At 58.3% G+C, this 14,295-nt stretch carries 21 protein-coding genes; 11 read left to right on the forward strand and 10 right to left on the reverse strand.

Going from position 1 to position 14,295, the window contains the following annotated elements; translation table 11 throughout:
• Positions 1–20 precede the first annotated feature (20 nt).
• The gene (locus tag ASC90_RS07330) at positions 21–266 is read left to right on the forward strand and encodes a DUF2188 domain-containing protein (RefSeq protein WP_056537820.1); all 246 of its coding nucleotides are present in this window, start codon (positions 21–23) and stop codon (positions 264–266) included.
• A gap of 12 nt (positions 267–278) precedes the next feature.
• Positions 279–605 (forward strand): hypothetical protein, encoded by a 327-nt coding sequence (locus tag ASC90_RS07335; RefSeq protein WP_056537591.1) that lies wholly within the window; start codon positions 279–281, stop codon positions 603–605.
• Between the two features lie 187 nt (positions 606–792).
• Here the strand turns inward: ASC90_RS07335 and ASC90_RS29525 are convergent, their stop codons facing one another.
• The 3 genes from ASC90_RS29525 to ftsZ form a co-directional block, all read right to left on the reverse strand.
• Positions 793–981, reverse strand: a complete 189-nt coding sequence (locus ASC90_RS29525; RefSeq protein ID WP_056537595.1) for a hypothetical protein — start codon at positions 979–981, stop codon at positions 793–795.
• The gene (locus ASC90_RS07345; RefSeq protein ID WP_056537598.1) at positions 981–1,181 is read right to left on the reverse strand and encodes a hypothetical protein; all 201 of its coding nucleotides are present in this window, start codon (positions 1,179–1,181) and stop codon (positions 981–983) included. The genes ASC90_RS29525 and ASC90_RS07345 overlap by 1 nt, the downstream gene beginning before the upstream one ends.
• 238 nt (positions 1,182–1,419) lie before the next feature.
• A complete protein-coding gene (gene ftsZ, locus ASC90_RS07350; RefSeq protein WP_056537601.1) occupies positions 1,420–2,451 on the reverse strand; it encodes a cell division protein FtsZ in 1,032 nt (343 codons plus the stop codon).
• A gap of 199 nt (positions 2,452–2,650) precedes the next feature.
• Between ftsZ and ASC90_RS07355 the strand changes: the two genes are divergently transcribed.
• Both ASC90_RS07355 and ASC90_RS07360 read left to right on the forward strand, forming a co-directional pair.
• Complete coding sequence (locus ASC90_RS07355) at positions 2,651–2,863, forward strand: hypothetical protein (RefSeq protein ID WP_056537604.1); 213 nt, start codon at positions 2,651–2,653, stop codon at positions 2,861–2,863.
• Between the two features lie 71 nt (positions 2,864–2,934).
• Positions 2,935–3,933, forward strand: coding sequence for a 2-dehydropantoate 2-reductase (locus ASC90_RS07360; RefSeq protein WP_056537607.1), 999 nt, complete (start codon positions 2,935–2,937; stop codon positions 3,931–3,933).
• A 95-nt stretch (positions 3,934–4,028) separates the two neighbouring features.
• Here the strand turns inward: ASC90_RS07360 and ASC90_RS07365 are convergent, their stop codons facing one another.
• Positions 4,029–5,186: an aminotransferase class I/II-fold pyridoxal phosphate-dependent enzyme gene (locus ASC90_RS07365; RefSeq protein ID WP_056537610.1), complete on the reverse strand. Its 1,158-nt coding sequence runs from the start codon at positions 5,184–5,186 to the stop codon at positions 4,029–4,031.
• Positions 5,187–5,396: 210 nt separating this feature from the next.
• Here ASC90_RS07365 and ASC90_RS07370 point away from each other — a divergent pair, with 210 nt between their 5' ends.
• The 5 genes from ASC90_RS07370 to aat all read left to right on the forward strand — a co-directional run bounded on the left by ASC90_RS07370 (position 5,397) and on the right by aat (position 9,222).
• On the forward strand, positions 5,397–6,155 hold the full coding sequence (locus ASC90_RS07370; RefSeq protein WP_056537613.1) for a DsbA family protein: 759 nt from the start codon (positions 5,397–5,399) through the stop codon (positions 6,153–6,155).
• Between the two features lie 143 nt (positions 6,156–6,298).
• Positions 6,299–6,736: a type II 3-dehydroquinate dehydratase gene (gene aroQ, locus ASC90_RS07375; RefSeq protein ID WP_056537616.1), complete on the forward strand. Its 438-nt coding sequence runs from the start codon at positions 6,299–6,301 to the stop codon at positions 6,734–6,736.
• A 22-nt stretch (positions 6,737–6,758) separates the two neighbouring features.
• Positions 6,759–7,226 (forward strand): acetyl-CoA carboxylase biotin carboxyl carrier protein, encoded by a 468-nt coding sequence (accB, locus tag ASC90_RS07380; RefSeq protein ID WP_056537619.1) that lies wholly within the window; start codon positions 6,759–6,761, stop codon positions 7,224–7,226.
• A 10-nt stretch (positions 7,227–7,236) separates the two neighbouring features.
• Positions 7,237–8,583, forward strand: coding sequence for an acetyl-CoA carboxylase biotin carboxylase subunit (gene accC / locus ASC90_RS07385; RefSeq protein WP_056537622.1), 1,347 nt, complete (start codon positions 7,237–7,239; stop codon positions 8,581–8,583).
• A 6-nt stretch (positions 8,584–8,589) separates the two neighbouring features.
• On the forward strand, positions 8,590–9,222 hold the full coding sequence (aat, locus tag ASC90_RS07390) for a leucyl/phenylalanyl-tRNA--protein transferase (RefSeq protein ID WP_056537625.1): 633 nt from the start codon (positions 8,590–8,592) through the stop codon (positions 9,220–9,222).
• Between the two features lie 48 nt (positions 9,223–9,270).
• Here the strand turns inward: aat and ASC90_RS07395 are convergent, their stop codons facing one another.
• The 5 genes from ASC90_RS07395 to gatB form a co-directional block, all read right to left on the reverse strand.
• The gene (locus ASC90_RS07395; protein WP_056537628.1) at positions 9,271–9,696 is read right to left on the reverse strand and encodes a DUF2155 domain-containing protein; all 426 of its coding nucleotides are present in this window, start codon (positions 9,694–9,696) and stop codon (positions 9,271–9,273) included.
• 102 nt (positions 9,697–9,798) lie between these two features.
• Entirely contained in the window at positions 9,799–10,197 is a 399-nt protein-coding gene (locus ASC90_RS07400; RefSeq protein ID WP_056537631.1) for an NADH:ubiquinone oxidoreductase subunit NDUFA12, read from the reverse strand.
• A gap of 104 nt (positions 10,198–10,301) precedes the next feature.
• Positions 10,302–10,769, reverse strand: coding sequence for a GNAT family N-acetyltransferase (locus ASC90_RS07405; protein ID WP_056537634.1), 468 nt, complete (start codon positions 10,767–10,769; stop codon positions 10,302–10,304).
• 9 nt (positions 10,770–10,778) lie between these two features.
• Positions 10,779–11,282 carry a GNAT family N-acetyltransferase gene (locus tag ASC90_RS07410; protein ID WP_056537637.1) on the reverse strand — a complete coding sequence of 168 codons (504 nt, stop codon included), beginning with the start codon at positions 11,280–11,282 and terminating at the stop codon, positions 10,779–10,781.
• A gap of 5 nt (positions 11,283–11,287) precedes the next feature.
• Positions 11,288–12,790, reverse strand: coding sequence for an Asp-tRNA(Asn)/Glu-tRNA(Gln) amidotransferase subunit GatB (gatB, locus tag ASC90_RS07415; protein ID WP_056537640.1), 1,503 nt, complete (start codon positions 12,788–12,790; stop codon positions 11,288–11,290).
• A gap of 145 nt (positions 12,791–12,935) precedes the next feature.
• Here gatB and ASC90_RS07420 point away from each other — a divergent pair, with 145 nt between their 5' ends.
• On the forward strand, positions 12,936–13,241 hold the full coding sequence (locus ASC90_RS07420) for a DUF1294 domain-containing protein (RefSeq protein WP_056537642.1): 306 nt from the start codon (positions 12,936–12,938) through the stop codon (positions 13,239–13,241).
• On the opposite strand, the gene ASC90_RS07425 is transcribed toward ASC90_RS07420, so the two are convergent.
• The gene (locus tag ASC90_RS07425; RefSeq protein WP_056537645.1) at positions 13,238–13,744 is read right to left on the reverse strand and encodes a GNAT family N-acetyltransferase; all 507 of its coding nucleotides are present in this window, start codon (positions 13,742–13,744) and stop codon (positions 13,238–13,240) included. The two genes, ASC90_RS07420 and ASC90_RS07425, sit on opposite strands and share 4 nt — an antisense overlap.
• A 291-nt stretch (positions 13,745–14,035) precedes the next feature.
• Between ASC90_RS07425 and ASC90_RS07430 the strand changes: the two genes are divergently transcribed.
• Positions 14,036–14,293 (forward strand): YjhX family toxin, encoded by a 258-nt coding sequence (locus ASC90_RS07430; RefSeq protein WP_056537648.1) that lies wholly within the window; start codon positions 14,036–14,038, stop codon positions 14,291–14,293.
• The last annotated feature ends 2 nt before the right edge of the window (positions 14,294–14,295 follow it).

A 14,295-nucleotide genomic window follows, 5' to 3' on the forward strand; every position in this document is an offset into this window, starting at 1 on the left:
AATCCTTGAAGGAACCGTCGATGTCGATTACGTACCACGTCGCCGAACATGATGACGCCCGGGCTTACCGCTTGGACGACGTCTGGTCGGAAACCTTCCCAACTCACGACAAAGCACTGGCAGCGGCCAAAAACGCCGCAGAGCGGCAACAGCTCGGTGGCCAGGATGCGGAAATCACATATCAGCGTGCGGACGGCACCTGGACAACGGAACGGTCGAGAGGCGATCGCCCCGAGGCCGATGTCGTCGATGACGCCAAGGAATGAAAAAGACTGCGTATGACAATCAAAGAACGTTTTTTAAAGCAGCAGCACACCTGGATGATGGGTGCGTGCTATTCCCGGAAGCATCCCGATTTTCATCGCTACGGCGGCGTCGACGTATCGGTCTCGCCCCGCTGGAAAGAAAGCCTCGACACCTTCGTCAACGATATGGTGGATTCACTGCCACGCAGCCTTGCCGAGCGGCGTCTGGCACTGGTCAATCCACGTCGCCCGTTCGAACTGGGCAATGTCGAGTGGATATTCATCAGCAAGCATCGTGGGCTCCGCGCGCCGGATGGCACACATCCCGATATGGCCGAAGCGCGCTCGCGCCGGGCCTGAGCCGTTATTCATCCGTTTGCCGGCTGCAACGGGAAAACGGAGCAAACACGATGCTCCTGCCTTACCCGGCCAACGCTGGGGAGCGCTATTTGTATAACTCTTGAAGGGCGGCTATGGAGAACGACGACCCGGATTGCGACACGATCAGCAATCCGCGTCATCGTTCCGCGAGGCTCGCACAGCCGGGCTAGTAACAGAGCGTCCGAACCATACCCTCGGCATTCGGCTTCGAGCGGCAATCCTGGACTGGCTGCCTTGAATTCTGCTTCAGTTGGTTGACGGTTCCGCTGTCCCCGACTTCGCGATCATTGCGGGCGCTGCAGGCGACTGACAATGTTGCGACCGCGACAAGCAACCAGCGAATGAGCGCCGTCATCACTGCCGGCCTTTCGCCTTGCTGGTCAGCACAACGATGATCAGGCCGGCCGCAGCCACGACAGCGCCCCAGTAAATCCAGGGTGTCTGGTCAATCATGAAGCTCGTTTCCGGGTATGGGAAGTAACCACTGCCCTGCCCCATCCAGACGAGACCTATCAGGATGAGCAAGCCCCCAAAACCATATGAAAACTTCCTCATCAAATGTCCTCCATGCATTCGCAAATTTGTGGCCGAATATTTGCTACGAGCGCTACGGGCCGCCGGATCAGGATCGCAGCGCCGAGTTCAGTCGTTGATACCCAGTCGCGCGCAGCCTTCGATCGAACAGAAGCGATCGGTTACTCGTACCCCGATCGCAGGCGATGACCGTTATCACAACCCACGAAACCGCGCGCTGTGGAAAGCGCGCGGCTCAGCCGAACAACCAATCCAGATGCTATTGCAGTGTGCGTGTCGGAGTGCCCTGGCCGGGTGCGGCGCCAGGATGAACCGCAGCAGCGCCGGCGCCTGCACCATCAAGGCCGGTGGCTACGACAGCTACGCGGAACTTGCCATCGAGATTTCGGTCGAAGATTGCGCCGACGACGATATCGGCATCGTCCTGGACTTCGTCACGGATGCGGCTGGCCGCCTCGTCGACTTCGAAAAGAGTCATGTCGGAGCCGCCCGAGATCGAGATCAGCACGCCCCGGGCGCCCCTCATCGAGATGTCGTCGAGCAGCGGATTGGCGATAGCGGCTTCCGCTGCCTTCATTGCACGTTCTTCGCCTGATGCTTCGCCCGTACCCATCATCGCCCGGCCCATGCCGCGCATGACCGATTTCACATCGGCGAAATCGAGGTTGATCAGGCCTTCCTTGACGATCAGGTCGGTGATGCAGCCAACTCCTGCATAGAGTACACGGTCGGCCGTCATGAAGGCATCGGCGAAGGTGGTCTTTGCATCGGCGATCCGAAACAGGTTCTGGTTCGGGATGACGATGACGGTGTCCGCCGCCTGCCGGAGCGCTTCGATACCGACATCGGCCGTCTTCATGCGACGGTTGCCTTCAAAGGTGAATGGCTTGGTAACGACACCGACGGTGAGGATGCCGGCATTTCGAGCGGCCTGCGCAATGACGGGCGCTGCGCCAGTGCCCGTGCCTCCGCCCATACCAGCGGTGACGAAGCACATATGCGAGCCAGCCAGATGGTCCATGATTTCGTCGATCGACTCTTCTGCAGCGGCACGCCCGATCTCGGGCAGCGAACCGGCACCGAGGCCTTCGGTCACATGCGCGCCGAGCTGGATGCGGCGCGAGGCCTTGGAGGTCGCAAGCACCTGCGCGTCGGTATTGGCGGCAATGAAATCCACGCCTTCGAGGTTTTCCGAAATCATGTTATTAATGGCATTGCCACCGCCACCGCCGACACCGATCACTGTAATTCTCGGCCGCATTTCGGAAATCCCGTTCTTGGCGTTCGTCATTGCAATCTCCTTCGTGCGCGTTTGCTGGCGGCTCCGCCTCTGTATCGGGAACCGAATCGAGCACAAGCCTAGGGGCGCAAGAAGGCAGAGCCGGGGCGAAAGAACAAGATGAAGGCTTTTCGAAACTTTATCCGGAACCTTTTTTACACCTCGTGCATTTCGTTGAGTCACACCAAATCATCAGAGGAGTACTGCGCAGATGCCTGTTTTAGTCACCCGCCAATCCGTTGCACCTCCGAATGATCACATCCTTACGGCCCAGGAAGCACTCGAGCCGCTGTTCCTCAAGATCGAGGAAGAAGCCGAGGTCAGGATGATCGCCGCAGCGTTGCGCGCCGGTTGGTCTGCGGACGATGCAATGTCCGCGATCGACGAATTGCGCCGCAACGAACTCCTGCCGCGTGGGCACTAAACTCCTTAAAAATTAATCGCCGATCGGCCGCCATCACCCAGCGCGATCAAGTGATCGCTGAGAGCGATTTCATGACAGTGAAAAATATCTGCATCTTTGGCGCCGGGGCGCTCGGCGGCGCAGTTGCAGCCAAGCTCGCGTCCTCGACAAGCGCCGAGACGAATGTATCGGTCGTCGCGCGCGGTGCACATCTGAACGCCATCCGGGAGAGTGGTCTTTGCCTGTTGGAAGCTGGCATCGAGCACCCGCTCAAAGTGCGCGTGAATGCGACCGACCGGCCACAGGATCTTCCGCCACAGGATCTCGTCATTACCGGCCTGAAAGGCCACCAACTCGGTCCCGCCGCAGAGGGAATTGCATCGCTTCTCAAAGAGAGCACGCGCGTCGTGATGATCCTTAACGGCATTCCATGGTGGTATTTCCATCGCGACAAAAGCGCAAATGCGGAGCTGCAGTTCGATGAACTGGACCCGGGCGGGAAACTATGGCGGCTGGTCGGCCCGGAGCGCGTCATAGGGTGCGTTGCTCATCAAGGCGCGGAAGTAAGCCGGCCAGGCGAGATCCGGCTCAGCAACAAGGGCCACTTCATTCTTGGAGAACCGTCCGGGGAAACCAGCACGGACCTTCGGAATATCGCGGCGCTTTTGGAGGGATCGGACATCGGCGTGAAGCTCTCCTTGCGCATCCGCGACGACATATGGAGCAAACTCATGGGCAATGCTTCTTTCAATCCGATCAGCGCGCTGACGCGCTCGCTCATGTCCGAGCTTATGGCGGATGCGGCAATCAGCGATCAGGTTGGAAAGGTCATGAAGGAAGTGAAGGCCGTCGGCGCCCTTGGCGCAAATGTCGGAATGTCGGTCGAGCAACGACTGGAACAGGCTCAGCAGGTGGGACCCGTGCGCACGTCGATGCTGCAGGATCTCCTTGGCGGCAAGGCGATGGAAATCACGCCCATGGTCGGCATGGTCGTTGCGCTCGGTCGATTGGCGGCTGTACCGACGCCGGTTTCGGAGACGCTTCTCGCGCTCGTTTCCCGGCTCGACAGGGAAAACTTCAGCGGAACGTGATGAACGCCAGTATCGTCAGATCCAGCATCAAAAGTGAGCAAGATAGCTCTTGGGGTGAGTCAGGAAGAGAGCGCAAGCACCTGAGCGGAATGAATTTACTTCAGCCAGCGCGCCATCCGCTCGATGGCTTCGACAATCTCCGCTTCTGAGCCGGCATAGGATATCCGCATGGACCGGTTGCCTTCCAGCGGATCGAAATCCAGCCCTGGCGTTGCCGCAACGTCGATCTCCGACAGCATCCTTTTTGCGAAGGTCATGCTGTCATTGGTAAAGCGCGTAACGTCGACATAGGCATAGAATGCGCCATCCATCGGCGAGGCGATCGACAATCCGATCTGAGGCAGCCGGCGCATGAGGAAATCACGATTGGCGGCGTAGCTCGCCTTGTAGACATCGAGTTCGGCGGTAGCCCCCAGAGCAGCGGTCGCAGCAATCTGCGACAGTTCGGGCGGCGAAATATAGAGGCTCTGCGCCACGCGCTCGATCGGACGCACAAGCCGGTCCGGCAGCACCATCCAGCCGATACGCCAGCCGGTCATGCAATAATATTTCGAGAACGAGTTGATGACGATCGCCTCGTCCGTCAGTTCGAGTGCGCTCGCTTCTTCGCCGGCGAAGGTCAAACCGTGATAGATTTCGTCGGAGATAAAGGCGATGGAGTTGGCCGCGCAATAATCGGCGAGCGCTCGCAAGCTTTCGCGGCCGGTCACCGTTCCGGTCGGATTGGCGGGGCTCGCCAGAAGGACGCCCTTCAGTCGTAGATTGTGTTTCGCCTGCTCGGCCTCGAGGCTCTCCGGCGTCAGGGTGAAATGCGTCTCCGCCGTGACCGGAATTTCGAGCACTTTCAATCCAAGAGCGGCGAGGATGTTGCGGTAAGCGGGATAGCCCGGACAGGCGATCGCTACCGCATCTCCGGTGTCGAAGAGCGAAAGGAAAGCCAGATTGAATCCGGCGGATGAGCCGGTCGTGATCGCGATGCGCGCCGGATCGATGTCGAGGCCGTGCCGATCCCTGTAGTGCCAGGCAAGCGCATGCTTCAGCCGCGCCGTGCCGAGCGCGTCGGTATAACCGATCTTGCCCTCCGTCAGCGCCGCGCGGGCTGCGTCCAAAGCGGCCCGGGGAGCAGGATGCGACGGCTGTCCGACCGCCATCGAGATGACCGGATTGCCTTCGGCCCGCCGCTTCGTCGCTTCCGCCAGGACGTCCATGGCGTGAAATGGTTCGACTTCGCTGCGTTTGGAAATGGAAAACAAGATCGCTTCTCTCTCGAATTGTGGCGGTGGCCAGACAATTGCCGCAATAATCGGCTCATCACAATCCCGCGACTAAACTGTGGATGCTAAAATTTCTGTTTCACGACAGTCTTCCGGACCGTAATTTGCAGCTTCGCACTGTCGCTGTTAACTCGGCGGTGGTATCCGCATCGGCAAAGATGCATATCACCCGCCAAAGACGAGGACATAATGGCCATTCTTCCGAAAATCTTCACAGCGCTGGCGCTCACGGCTTCGGTTGCAACAGCTTACCCCGCATCGGCACTCGATGACGCGCAGAAGAAGGAGTTCGGCGAATTCATCAAGCAGTACCTGATCGAAAATCCCGAGATCATGCTCGATGTCCAGACGGCTCTGCAGAAAAAGCAGGATCAGGCCCGACTTGTCAAAGCGGATGCGACGATTGCAGACAACAAATCGACCATCTTCGATTCGAAGTATGACGTGACAATTGGCAATCCAAAGGGTGACATCACGATTGTCGAATTCTTCGACTACAATTGCGGTTATTGCCGACACGCTCTAACCGACATGCAGACCATGCTGGAAAAGGACAAGAACGTTCGTTTCGTGCTCAAGGAATTTCCCATTCTCGGACCGGAATCGGTTGCGGCGCACAAAGTATCCGACGCCTTCCGCAAGCTGGCCCCCGAGAAGTACAGCGAATTTCACATAGCACTGCTCAGCAGCGAAGGTCGTGCGGATGAAGCCAGCGCGATCGAAGTCGCGCAATCGCTCGGGATCAACGAAAAGCAGATCCGCGACGAGATGGCCAAGAGTTCCAGCGACGATTCCGTCAAGGAAACCTACCAACTCGCCCAGAGCCTCGGTATCACCGGCACCCCCTCCTATGTTATCGGCAATGAATTGGTTCAGGGCGCTGTCGGCTTTGATGACCTGGAGACCAAGGTCAAGAATATGCGCAGTTGCGGCAAGACCAGTTGCTGAACCGACACCCATCAAATCGACAAAATCGAAGCGTTTCAGCCATGTGGACAAATATGGCGCGACATCGGCTGCCTTTCCAAAGGGCTTTCTTTAAGCCTTTGGTGAGTCTATAGGTTGCCCTCGCACATTTGACGGAACATTCGATGACGCAGACTATTTTCGTCCTGAACGGGCCCAACCTGAACATGCTCGGCAAAAGAGAGCCCGGCATCTACGGTGGCAAGACGCTCAAAGACATAGAACAGGATTGCAAGGTAGCCGGGCGCGAGCTGGGCTTCGAGATCGATTTCCGCCAAAGCAATCATGAAGGTGCTCTCATCGACTGGTTTCACGAGGCAGACGAAAAGGCTGCCGGGGTCGCAATCAATGCTGGTGCGTACACGCACACATCGGTCGCGCTGCACGATGCAATTCGTGCTATTTCCATTCCGGTTATAGAGCTCCATATCTCCAATGTTCACGCGCGGGAAGACTTCCGCCACAAGTCGATGATTGCGCCTGCGGTTAAGGGCGTCATCTGCGGTTTTGGACCATACAGCTACATTCTGGCGCTACAGGCGCTGAAGAACATAACGGCATAAGAAGAAGACAGGGCAAACACTCATGGCTGAGAAGAAAAACGGAATCGATCAGGCGCTGATCCGCGATCTCGCGAACATCCTCAACGACACGGACCTGACGGAAATTGAGGTTGAGCAGGATGATATGCGTATCCGCGTCTCGCGCGCCGGCACGCCGCAGTACGTTCAGGCGCCGATGATGGCTCCCACCTACGCGGCACCTGCTCCGGCAGCCGCGGCAACCATGGCGGCTCCCGCAGCACCGGTTCGCAATCCTGCAAACACCGTCAGCGCACCGATGGTCGGCACCGTCTACATGGCACCCGCGCCGGGTGCTCGCGCCTTCATCGAAGTCGGAGCCACCGTCAAGGAAGGCCAGACGCTCCTCATCATCGAGGCGATGAAGACCATGAACCAGATTCCGTCGCCGAAATCCGGCAAGGTCACCGAAATTCTTGTCGAGGACGGCAGCCCCGTCGAATACGGCCAAGCCCTCGTCGTCGTCGAATAAGGCGGGCATCATGGTCTCGAAAATCCTCATAGCAAACCGCGGCGAAATCGCGCTGCGCGTACTGCGAGCTTGCAAGGAACTTGGCATTCCGTGTGTCGCGGTTCATTCGACCGCTGACGCCGACGCGATGCATGTCCGCCTTGCCGACGAGAGCGTGTGTATCGGTCCGCCTCCTTCGCGCGAGAGCTACCTGAACATTCATCAGATCGTTGCCGCCTGCGAGATCACTGGCGCCGATGCGGTTCATCCGGGCTACGGCTTCCTTTCGGAAAATGCCAAGTTCTCGGAAATCCTGGAGGCGCACGGCATCACCTTCATCGGCCCGACGGCTGAACATATCCGTATCATGGGTGACAAGATCACCGCCAAGACCACGGCACAGGAACTCGGCATTCCCGTTGTTCCGGGCTCTGATGGCGAAGTGGCGACCGAAGCGGATGCTTTGAAGACTGCCGCCGAGATCGGGTATCCGGTGTTGATCAAGGCGACGGCAGGTGGCGGTGGACGCGGCATGAAGGTCGCGAAATCCGAGGCCGATGTCATCGAGGCCTGGTCGACAGCTCGAACAGAGGCCGCTGCTGCTTTCGGTAACGAAGCCGTCTACATGGAAAAGTATCTCGGCAAGCCGCGCCATATCGAAATTCAGGTTTTCGGTGACGGCGAAGGCAATGCGATCCATCTCGGCGAACGCGACTGCTCGCTGCAGCGTCGCCACCAAAAGGTTTGGGAGGAGGCGAATTCTCCGGCTCTCAACGTCGAGCAACGCATGAAGATCGGTGAAGTTTGCGCCGATGCGATGCGCAAGCTGAAGTATCGCGGCGCCGGTACAATCGAGTTCCTTTACGAGAACGGCGAGTTCTATTTCATTGAAATGAACACCCGTCTGCAGGTAGAGCACCCGATCACCGAGGCAATTACTGGTATCGATCTGGTTCACGAGCAGATCCGGGTTGCCTCCGGTGGCGGCCTCTCCGTCACGCAGGACGAGGTCCATTTCCACGGCCACGCGATCGAATGCCGTATCAACGCCGAGGATGCACGCACATTCGTGCCCTCGCCCGGCACGATCACGCATTTCCATGCGCCCGGTGGCCTTGGCGTGCGTGTCGACAGCGGCGCCTATCAGGGCTACAAGATCCCTCCTTACTACGACAGCCTCATCGGCAAGCTCATCGTTTTCGGCCGCACGCGCGTGGAATGCATGATGCGCCTTCGCCGTGCGCTCGACGAATTCGTCGTCGATGGGATCAAAACCACGCTGCCGTTGTTTCAGGACCTGGTCGATAATCAGGATATTGCCAACGGTGAATACGACATCCACTGGCTGGAAGAATACCTGGCCAGCAAAACGGCGTAAGCAAGAATGGCAGGATCGCGCAGGAAGTCTCCAGGCATTACACCGGAAATCCTCCTGCGCGCCTACTCTATCGGGCTTTTCCCGATGGCAGAGTCAGCTGACGATCCAGAAATATTTTGGGTCGAGCCCGACCTTCGCGGCGTGCTGCCGCTCGATGATTTCCACATCTCCAAAAGCCTGGCGAAGACGATCCGGCGAAAGCCGTTCGACATTCGCTTCAACTACGATTTTAGTTCGGTGATTGCTGCCTGCGCGGCGGAGACGGGCGACAGGCCAAGCACCTGGATAAACCAGACGATCAGATCTTTATACTCGACGCTGCACCGGATGGGGCATGCCCACTCGGTCGAAGCGTGGGATGGCGACGAGTTGGTCGGAGGCCTCTACGGCGTTTCTCTCGGATCGGCGTTTTTCGGCGAGAGCATGTTCTCACGACGAACGGACGCATCCAAGATATGCCTTGTTCACCTGGTCGAACGTTTACAGGCCAAGGGCTTTAAATTGCTCGATACGCAATTTACGACGGAACATCTGAAGACGTTTGGCGCCATAGATGTTCCCAAGGACGAATATACGCACATTTTGCAAGCGGCGATGGATTCGCCTCACCTGCCGTTCTCTGAACCCAAAGACGAGTGAACTGCCTGCGGCTCGAATGGGTGCCGTGGAGCAAACAGGGTCGAAGCGCTACTTCGCGTCCGGTGCGGGTACGTTCGAAGTCGCCTTGCAGTCCTTCAGCCAGACGTCGTAGATCGGGTGCTCGACAGCATTCAACCCTGGGCTATCGGCAAACATCCAGCCAGTGAAAATGCGGCGAATCTTGCGGTCCAGGGTGATCTCGTCGACCTCGACAAATCCATCGATCTTCTGTGCCTCTGCCTGGTCCCGAGAATAGCAGGCTTTGGGCGTCACCTGCAGGGCGCCGAACTGGACCGTCTCGTTCACATACACGTCGAATGTGGTGATACGGCCGGTAATCTTGTCCAGGCCGGAGAAAACGGCCACAGCGTTGTCGATACGAGCCGCGGAGGCTGGCTGCGGCAGGTAGAAAGGCGCAAGCGTCAGCGCCACCCCAACGGCACGCAGGATAGGGTTCCGCGTGAAAAGCTTCATATCTAGCCGTCTCCACCGCATCTCAAATCGAAGGCCGCCGTTTATGCGGCCAACCTGCGGGTAAAGGTCAATTGTGGCCAAAAGCGGAGCCGGACGGCCTGCTTAGTTTCCGGGCGTCCATGCGTCATAGTCGCCGGTCACACGCGGACGCTCGCCCGCGGCAGCCAGCGAACCCGGCGGACGATAGGCCTGCGGAGTACCCGTCGGATTGGCGCGATGTCCAACCTGCCAATCCTTCGCGATGTAGTTTTCCCTGGACGGCGGGACATCGGTGCGGTGATGCATCCAGCCGTGCCAGCCTGGCGGAATGGCCGAAGCCTCGGCGTAGCCCTTGTAGATCACCCAGCGCTTGGGGAGGCCATAGGAAGACATACCGCCTTCATAGTACACATTGCCCAATTCATCTTCACCGACGCGCTTGCCGAAACGCCAGGTCGCGAAACGCGTCCCCATCGTCTGACCGTTCCACCATGTGAAGATTTGCAGCAGGAGATTCTTCATGTCTTTTCCTTGAGCTAGCCAGACGGCAAGCGGGACCAGATTTCGATCCCCCGCTTATGCCGCCGGCAGAGGGCATTGTCCAGTGATTCCAGAGCGGCAACGGGTCATTTAAGTGCCATCTTGAAACCGAGATGAGAGGGTTGGAAGCCGAGTCGCTCGTAGAATCGGTGGGCATCCTTGCGCCTGGCATTTGATGTCAGCTGGACAAGGCGAACGCCGCGCTCTTTTGCCTCAGCGATCGCGAACGCAATCATCAGCGCTCCGATACCCTGCCCGCGCATGTCGCTTCTGGTTTGAACTGCCTCGATAATCATTGACGACGAGCCGCGCCCCGTCAGCGAAGTCGTCGTCATCGTCTGAAAAGTCCCGACCACTTCGCCGTCACGGTCGCAGACATAGATATCCTGGTCGGGCGATGCTTCGATCGCCGCAAAAGCACGTGCATAGTCGGCGAAGGCGTCTGCTACAACGGTATCGCCGTGTCCGCCCACGTCATCGGCGGCAAACATCGCGATCAGGGCAGCAAGATCGCCTTCCCGCGCCGTGCGGATGGTCGTCTGAATGCTTTTCATGACTGTGTATCAATGCGCTTCGAGAGGCTTTTCAAGGATCAGGGTGGCGATACCAGATTGCCCCGGCGCGTCATTCTCGTTGCGGCCGACGTCGGCAAATCCATGCGCGTGATAGAACGCGATCGCTGCCGTATTCCGTGGCTCGACTTCCAGACGCATGACTTCAGCATCGGGAAAACATGTTTCCAGCTCGGAGAATATGTCTCGCCCGATGCCCTGGCGATGAAGCTTGGGCAAGACGTACAGCAGGTGCAACACGACTGTTTTCGTCATCTCGTCCGACATGGCAGCGTAGCCGACTCCGCCAATCGCCTTGCCATTGTCCGCGATGAGAAACTCGGCGTTCTCCTTCGCCAACCGCGCTTGCAGCGCAGCAGGCGAGAACAGGTGCGCGATGAGGTCGTTCACCTTTGCATCGCCGTAGAGTTCGGCGTAGGCGGCACGAAAAGCCTCGACCAGCATCGTGCGAACTTTGTCCAGATCCCGCTCACTGGCAGTGCGCACAAAATACACGAGCCTTACTCCTCGATGCCAAGCTTCGTCTTGACGAGTGCCTGGACTGCCTGCGGATTGGCTTTCCCACCGGTTGCCTTCATCACCTGGCCGACGAACCAGCCGGCGAGCGCCGGCTTGGCCTGGACCTTGGCGACCTGGTCCGGGTTGGCGGCGATAATCTCGTCGACGGCGGCTTCGATGGCGCCGGTGTCGGTCACCTGCTTCATGCCGCGGGTCTCGACGATCTCGGCCGGGTCGCCGCCTTCGGCAAGCACGATCTCAAAGACGTCCTTGGCAATCTTGCCGGAGATCGTCTCGGCCTTGATGAGGTCGATGATCGCGCCAAGCTGGCTCGGAGAAACCGGCGTCGATTCAATATCTTTGCCTACCCTGTTCAACGCGCCCAAGAGGTCGTTGATGACCCAGTTGGCAGCCATCTTGCCATCACGACCCGCGGCAACCGCCTCGAAATAATCGGCGATCGCCTTCTCCGATACGAGCACAGAAGCGTCGTAGATGGAGAGACCGAGTTCGCGTACGAAGCGCTCCTTCTTGTCGTCGGGCAGTTCCGGCAGATCGGCCTTCAGTGCGGCCACGAAGGCATCGTCGAATTCAAGTGGCAGCAGATCGGGATCGGGGAAGTAACGATAGTCGTGCGCATCTTCCTTGGAGCGCATCGAGCGCGTCTCGCCCTTGCCGGCGTCAAACAGGCGAGTTTCCTGGTCAATGGTGCCGCCATCCTCGAGAATTGCGATCTGGCGACGGGCTTCGTATTCGATTGCCTGACCGATGAAGCGGATGGAGTTGACGTTCTTGATCTCGCAGCGCGTGCCGAAGTCCTCGCCCGGACGGCGAACGGAAACGTTGACGTCGGCGCGCATCGAGCCTTCGTCCATGTTGCCGTCGCAGGTGCCAAGGTAGCGCACGATCGAACGCAGTTTGGTCATGTAGGCCTTGGCCTCATCGGACGAGCGCATATCGGGCTTGGAGACGATTTCCATGAGCGCCACGCCCGAACGGTTCAGGTCGACATAGGACATGGTCGCGTGCTGATCGTGCAACGACTTGCCTGCATCCTGTTCCAGATGCAGGCGCTCGATACCGATCTCGACATCCTCGAATTGGCCTTGACGATCCGGGCCAAGCGAGATCACGATCTGTCCTTCGCCGACGATTGGATCCTTGAACTGCGAGATCTGATAGCCCTGCGGCAGGTCGGGATAGAAATAGTTCTTGCGGTCGAAGATCGAGCGTTTGTTGATCTGCGCCTTCAGGCCGAGACCAGTGCGCACGGCCTGACGGACGCATTCCTCGTTGATGACGGGCAGCATGCCCGGCATGGCGGCATCGACCAGCGAGACATTGGAATTCTGCGGCTTGCCGAATTCGGTCGACGCGCCCGAAAACAGCTTCGAATTGGACAGCACCTGAGCATGAACCTCCATGCCGATGATGACTTCCCAGTCACCAGTGGCACCGGGAATGAAGCGCTTCGGATCAGGCGTGCGAACGTCGACAAGGGTCATGAGATGCTCTTTTTAGGCTGTTCTTTTCAACTGGTGAGGTAACGGAAATGGCCAGCCTGTGCAAGGCTTTCGGCGCCCGGCACCCCTTGTCCGGCCAACGTCGCGGATTTTTCGGTTGTTAACGCGATGGTGCTAGAAAACCCCGATGCTAGCAACAGACATCATGAAATCCGTCGCATTGTTCACAGCGTGGAACGTCTTCGTGTTCTCGATCTATTTCGTTGACAAACAAGCAGCGCGCTACGGGCGTTGGCGGGTCAGCGAAGGCACCCTGCTGACGCTCGCATTTTTCTGCGGAAGTATCGGCGCGGTGAGCGCACAGCAGCTCCTGCGCCACAAAACGCGCAAGGAGCCTTTTCGATCAATCCTTTTCGGAATAACGGTGCTTCATCTATCGATTGCCGTTCTGTTCGTCTGTGCCCTGCTCGCGGTAACGCTAGGCCTCCTCTAGAAGGCGCCATAGGTGCCGTCGCCTTCAGTTTCGATAGGCTTCGATAACCCTACCGAAGGCACGTCGCGATCGAGCTTGGGATTGTAGGCGATTGAAAGCCAGTGGATCGCGTAGCCGTGCTTCTGGAAAAAGCCGATCGCTTCTACATTTCCAGAATGCGTCTGCATCATCGCTGTTGCAAAGCCGTGATCGGAAATATCCCTCTCAATCGAACCGAGAAGCGCCGAACCCAACCCATGCCCGGCAAAGGCAGGATCGATCCAGAAATCGGAAATGGTCTCGTCAAATCTTTCGCGGGCCGCCCAGCCCGCGACATGCCCGTTGCATTCGACGACCGTTATCGTCAGCCAGCTGCTCTCGACGAAATTGAAGAAAGCGCTACGCGCCGCGTCGACCATGGCGTCGGATTCGCCGATCGATGCCATCGCCTTCTGCCAGGCCCTCAGCCCGATCTCGCTCAAAAGTGCCGCTTCGCCGTCACGTGCATTGCGAATGTGGATCAATCAGACCTCCGCGCTACACAGCCAAGTAAATCATCGAACGACTGCTTTTTCAAAACATTGCGCGTCACCACACAGCTTTCTATACAACCGCCTACCGCCTACTGTCTTGACGTGTATTCCGCTACGCACTATCAAAATCGGATGTTGAGCTCGTCATCAGAGACCCGGTAGAGGCCCTGCCCGCAGGTTCGCTTGCGCGCATGGGCCCGAAAAACGAAGCCCTGACGTCCGACCCGGACGCCAGATCGTTTTTGTGCGCCTTGCCAAGGCGCGAGACCGGATCAACATTCCATGGACATTTCACGCACGGAGCAGCGTATCCTGCACCTGCTGGCCCAAGGCGGCCGCATCGAAATCGAACGCGACGACAGAAAGAAGATCGAGGCAGTCAGTTGTTTCACCCGTGACGGTTGGGTCTATCCCGGCTTCGACATCGAACTCTTCCGCAAACTCAAAAGACTGAGAGCGATCAAGAAATCGACGGGGCAACCCTACCGGATCACCGAACACGGGTTGCGACTGGTCAGATCGCAGCTCGACAACCGATAAAT

The sequence above is a fragment of the Rhizobium sp. Root1220 genome (assembly GCF_001426265.1).
Taxonomy (GTDB): domain Bacteria; phylum Pseudomonadota; class Alphaproteobacteria; order Rhizobiales; family Rhizobiaceae; genus Rhizobium.

Bases quoted from the DNA above. Each gene is read 5' to 3' on its own strand.
- ASC90_RS07330 (WP_056537820.1), top strand. From the start codon at position 21: ATGTCGATTACGTACCACGTCGCCGAACATGATGACGCCCGGGCTTAC.
- ASC90_RS07395 (WP_056537628.1), bottom strand. From the start codon at position 9,696: ATGAAGCTTTTCACGCGGAACCCTATCCTGCGTGCCGTTGGGGTGGCG.
- accB (WP_056537619.1), top strand. From the start codon at position 6,759: ATGGCTGAGAAGAAAAACGGAATCGATCAGGCGCTGATCCGCGATCTC.
- aroQ (WP_056537616.1), top strand. From the start codon at position 6,299: ATGACGCAGACTATTTTCGTCCTGAACGGGCCCAACCTGAACATGCTC.
- ASC90_RS07360 (WP_056537607.1), top strand. From the start codon at position 2,935: ATGACAGTGAAAAATATCTGCATCTTTGGCGCCGGGGCGCTCGGCGGC.
- gatB (WP_056537640.1), bottom strand. From the start codon at position 12,790: ATGACCCTTGTCGACGTTCGCACGCCTGATCCGAAGCGCTTCATTCCC.
- ftsZ (WP_056537601.1), bottom strand. From the start codon at position 2,451: ATGACGAACGCCAAGAACGGGATTTCCGAAATGCGGCCGAGAATTACA.
- ASC90_RS07355 (WP_056537604.1), top strand. From the start codon at position 2,651: ATGCCTGTTTTAGTCACCCGCCAATCCGTTGCACCTCCGAATGATCAC.
- accC (WP_056537622.1), top strand. From the start codon at position 7,237: ATGGTCTCGAAAATCCTCATAGCAAACCGCGGCGAAATCGCGCTGCGC.
- ASC90_RS07345 (WP_056537598.1), bottom strand. From the start codon at position 1,181: ATGAGGAAGTTTTCATATGGTTTTGGGGGCTTGCTCATCCTGATAGGT.
- ASC90_RS07405 (WP_056537634.1), bottom strand. From the start codon at position 10,769: ATGAAAAGCATTCAGACGACCATCCGCACGGCGCGGGAAGGCGATCTT.
- ASC90_RS07335 (WP_056537591.1), top strand. From the start codon at position 279: ATGACAATCAAAGAACGTTTTTTAAAGCAGCAGCACACCTGGATGATG.
- ASC90_RS07400 (WP_056537631.1), bottom strand. From the start codon at position 10,197: ATGAAGAATCTCCTGCTGCAAATCTTCACATGGTGGAACGGTCAGACG.
- ASC90_RS29525 (WP_056537595.1), bottom strand. From the start codon at position 981: ATGACGGCGCTCATTCGCTGGTTGCTTGTCGCGGTCGCAACATTGTCA.
- ASC90_RS07420 (WP_056537642.1), top strand. From the start codon at position 12,936: ATGCTAGCAACAGACATCATGAAATCCGTCGCATTGTTCACAGCGTGG.
- ASC90_RS07430 (WP_056537648.1), top strand. From the start codon at position 14,036: ATGGACATTTCACGCACGGAGCAGCGTATCCTGCACCTGCTGGCCCAA.
- ASC90_RS07370 (WP_056537613.1), top strand. From the start codon at position 5,397: ATGGCCATTCTTCCGAAAATCTTCACAGCGCTGGCGCTCACGGCTTCG.
- aat (WP_056537625.1), top strand. From the start codon at position 8,590: ATGGCAGGATCGCGCAGGAAGTCTCCAGGCATTACACCGGAAATCCTC.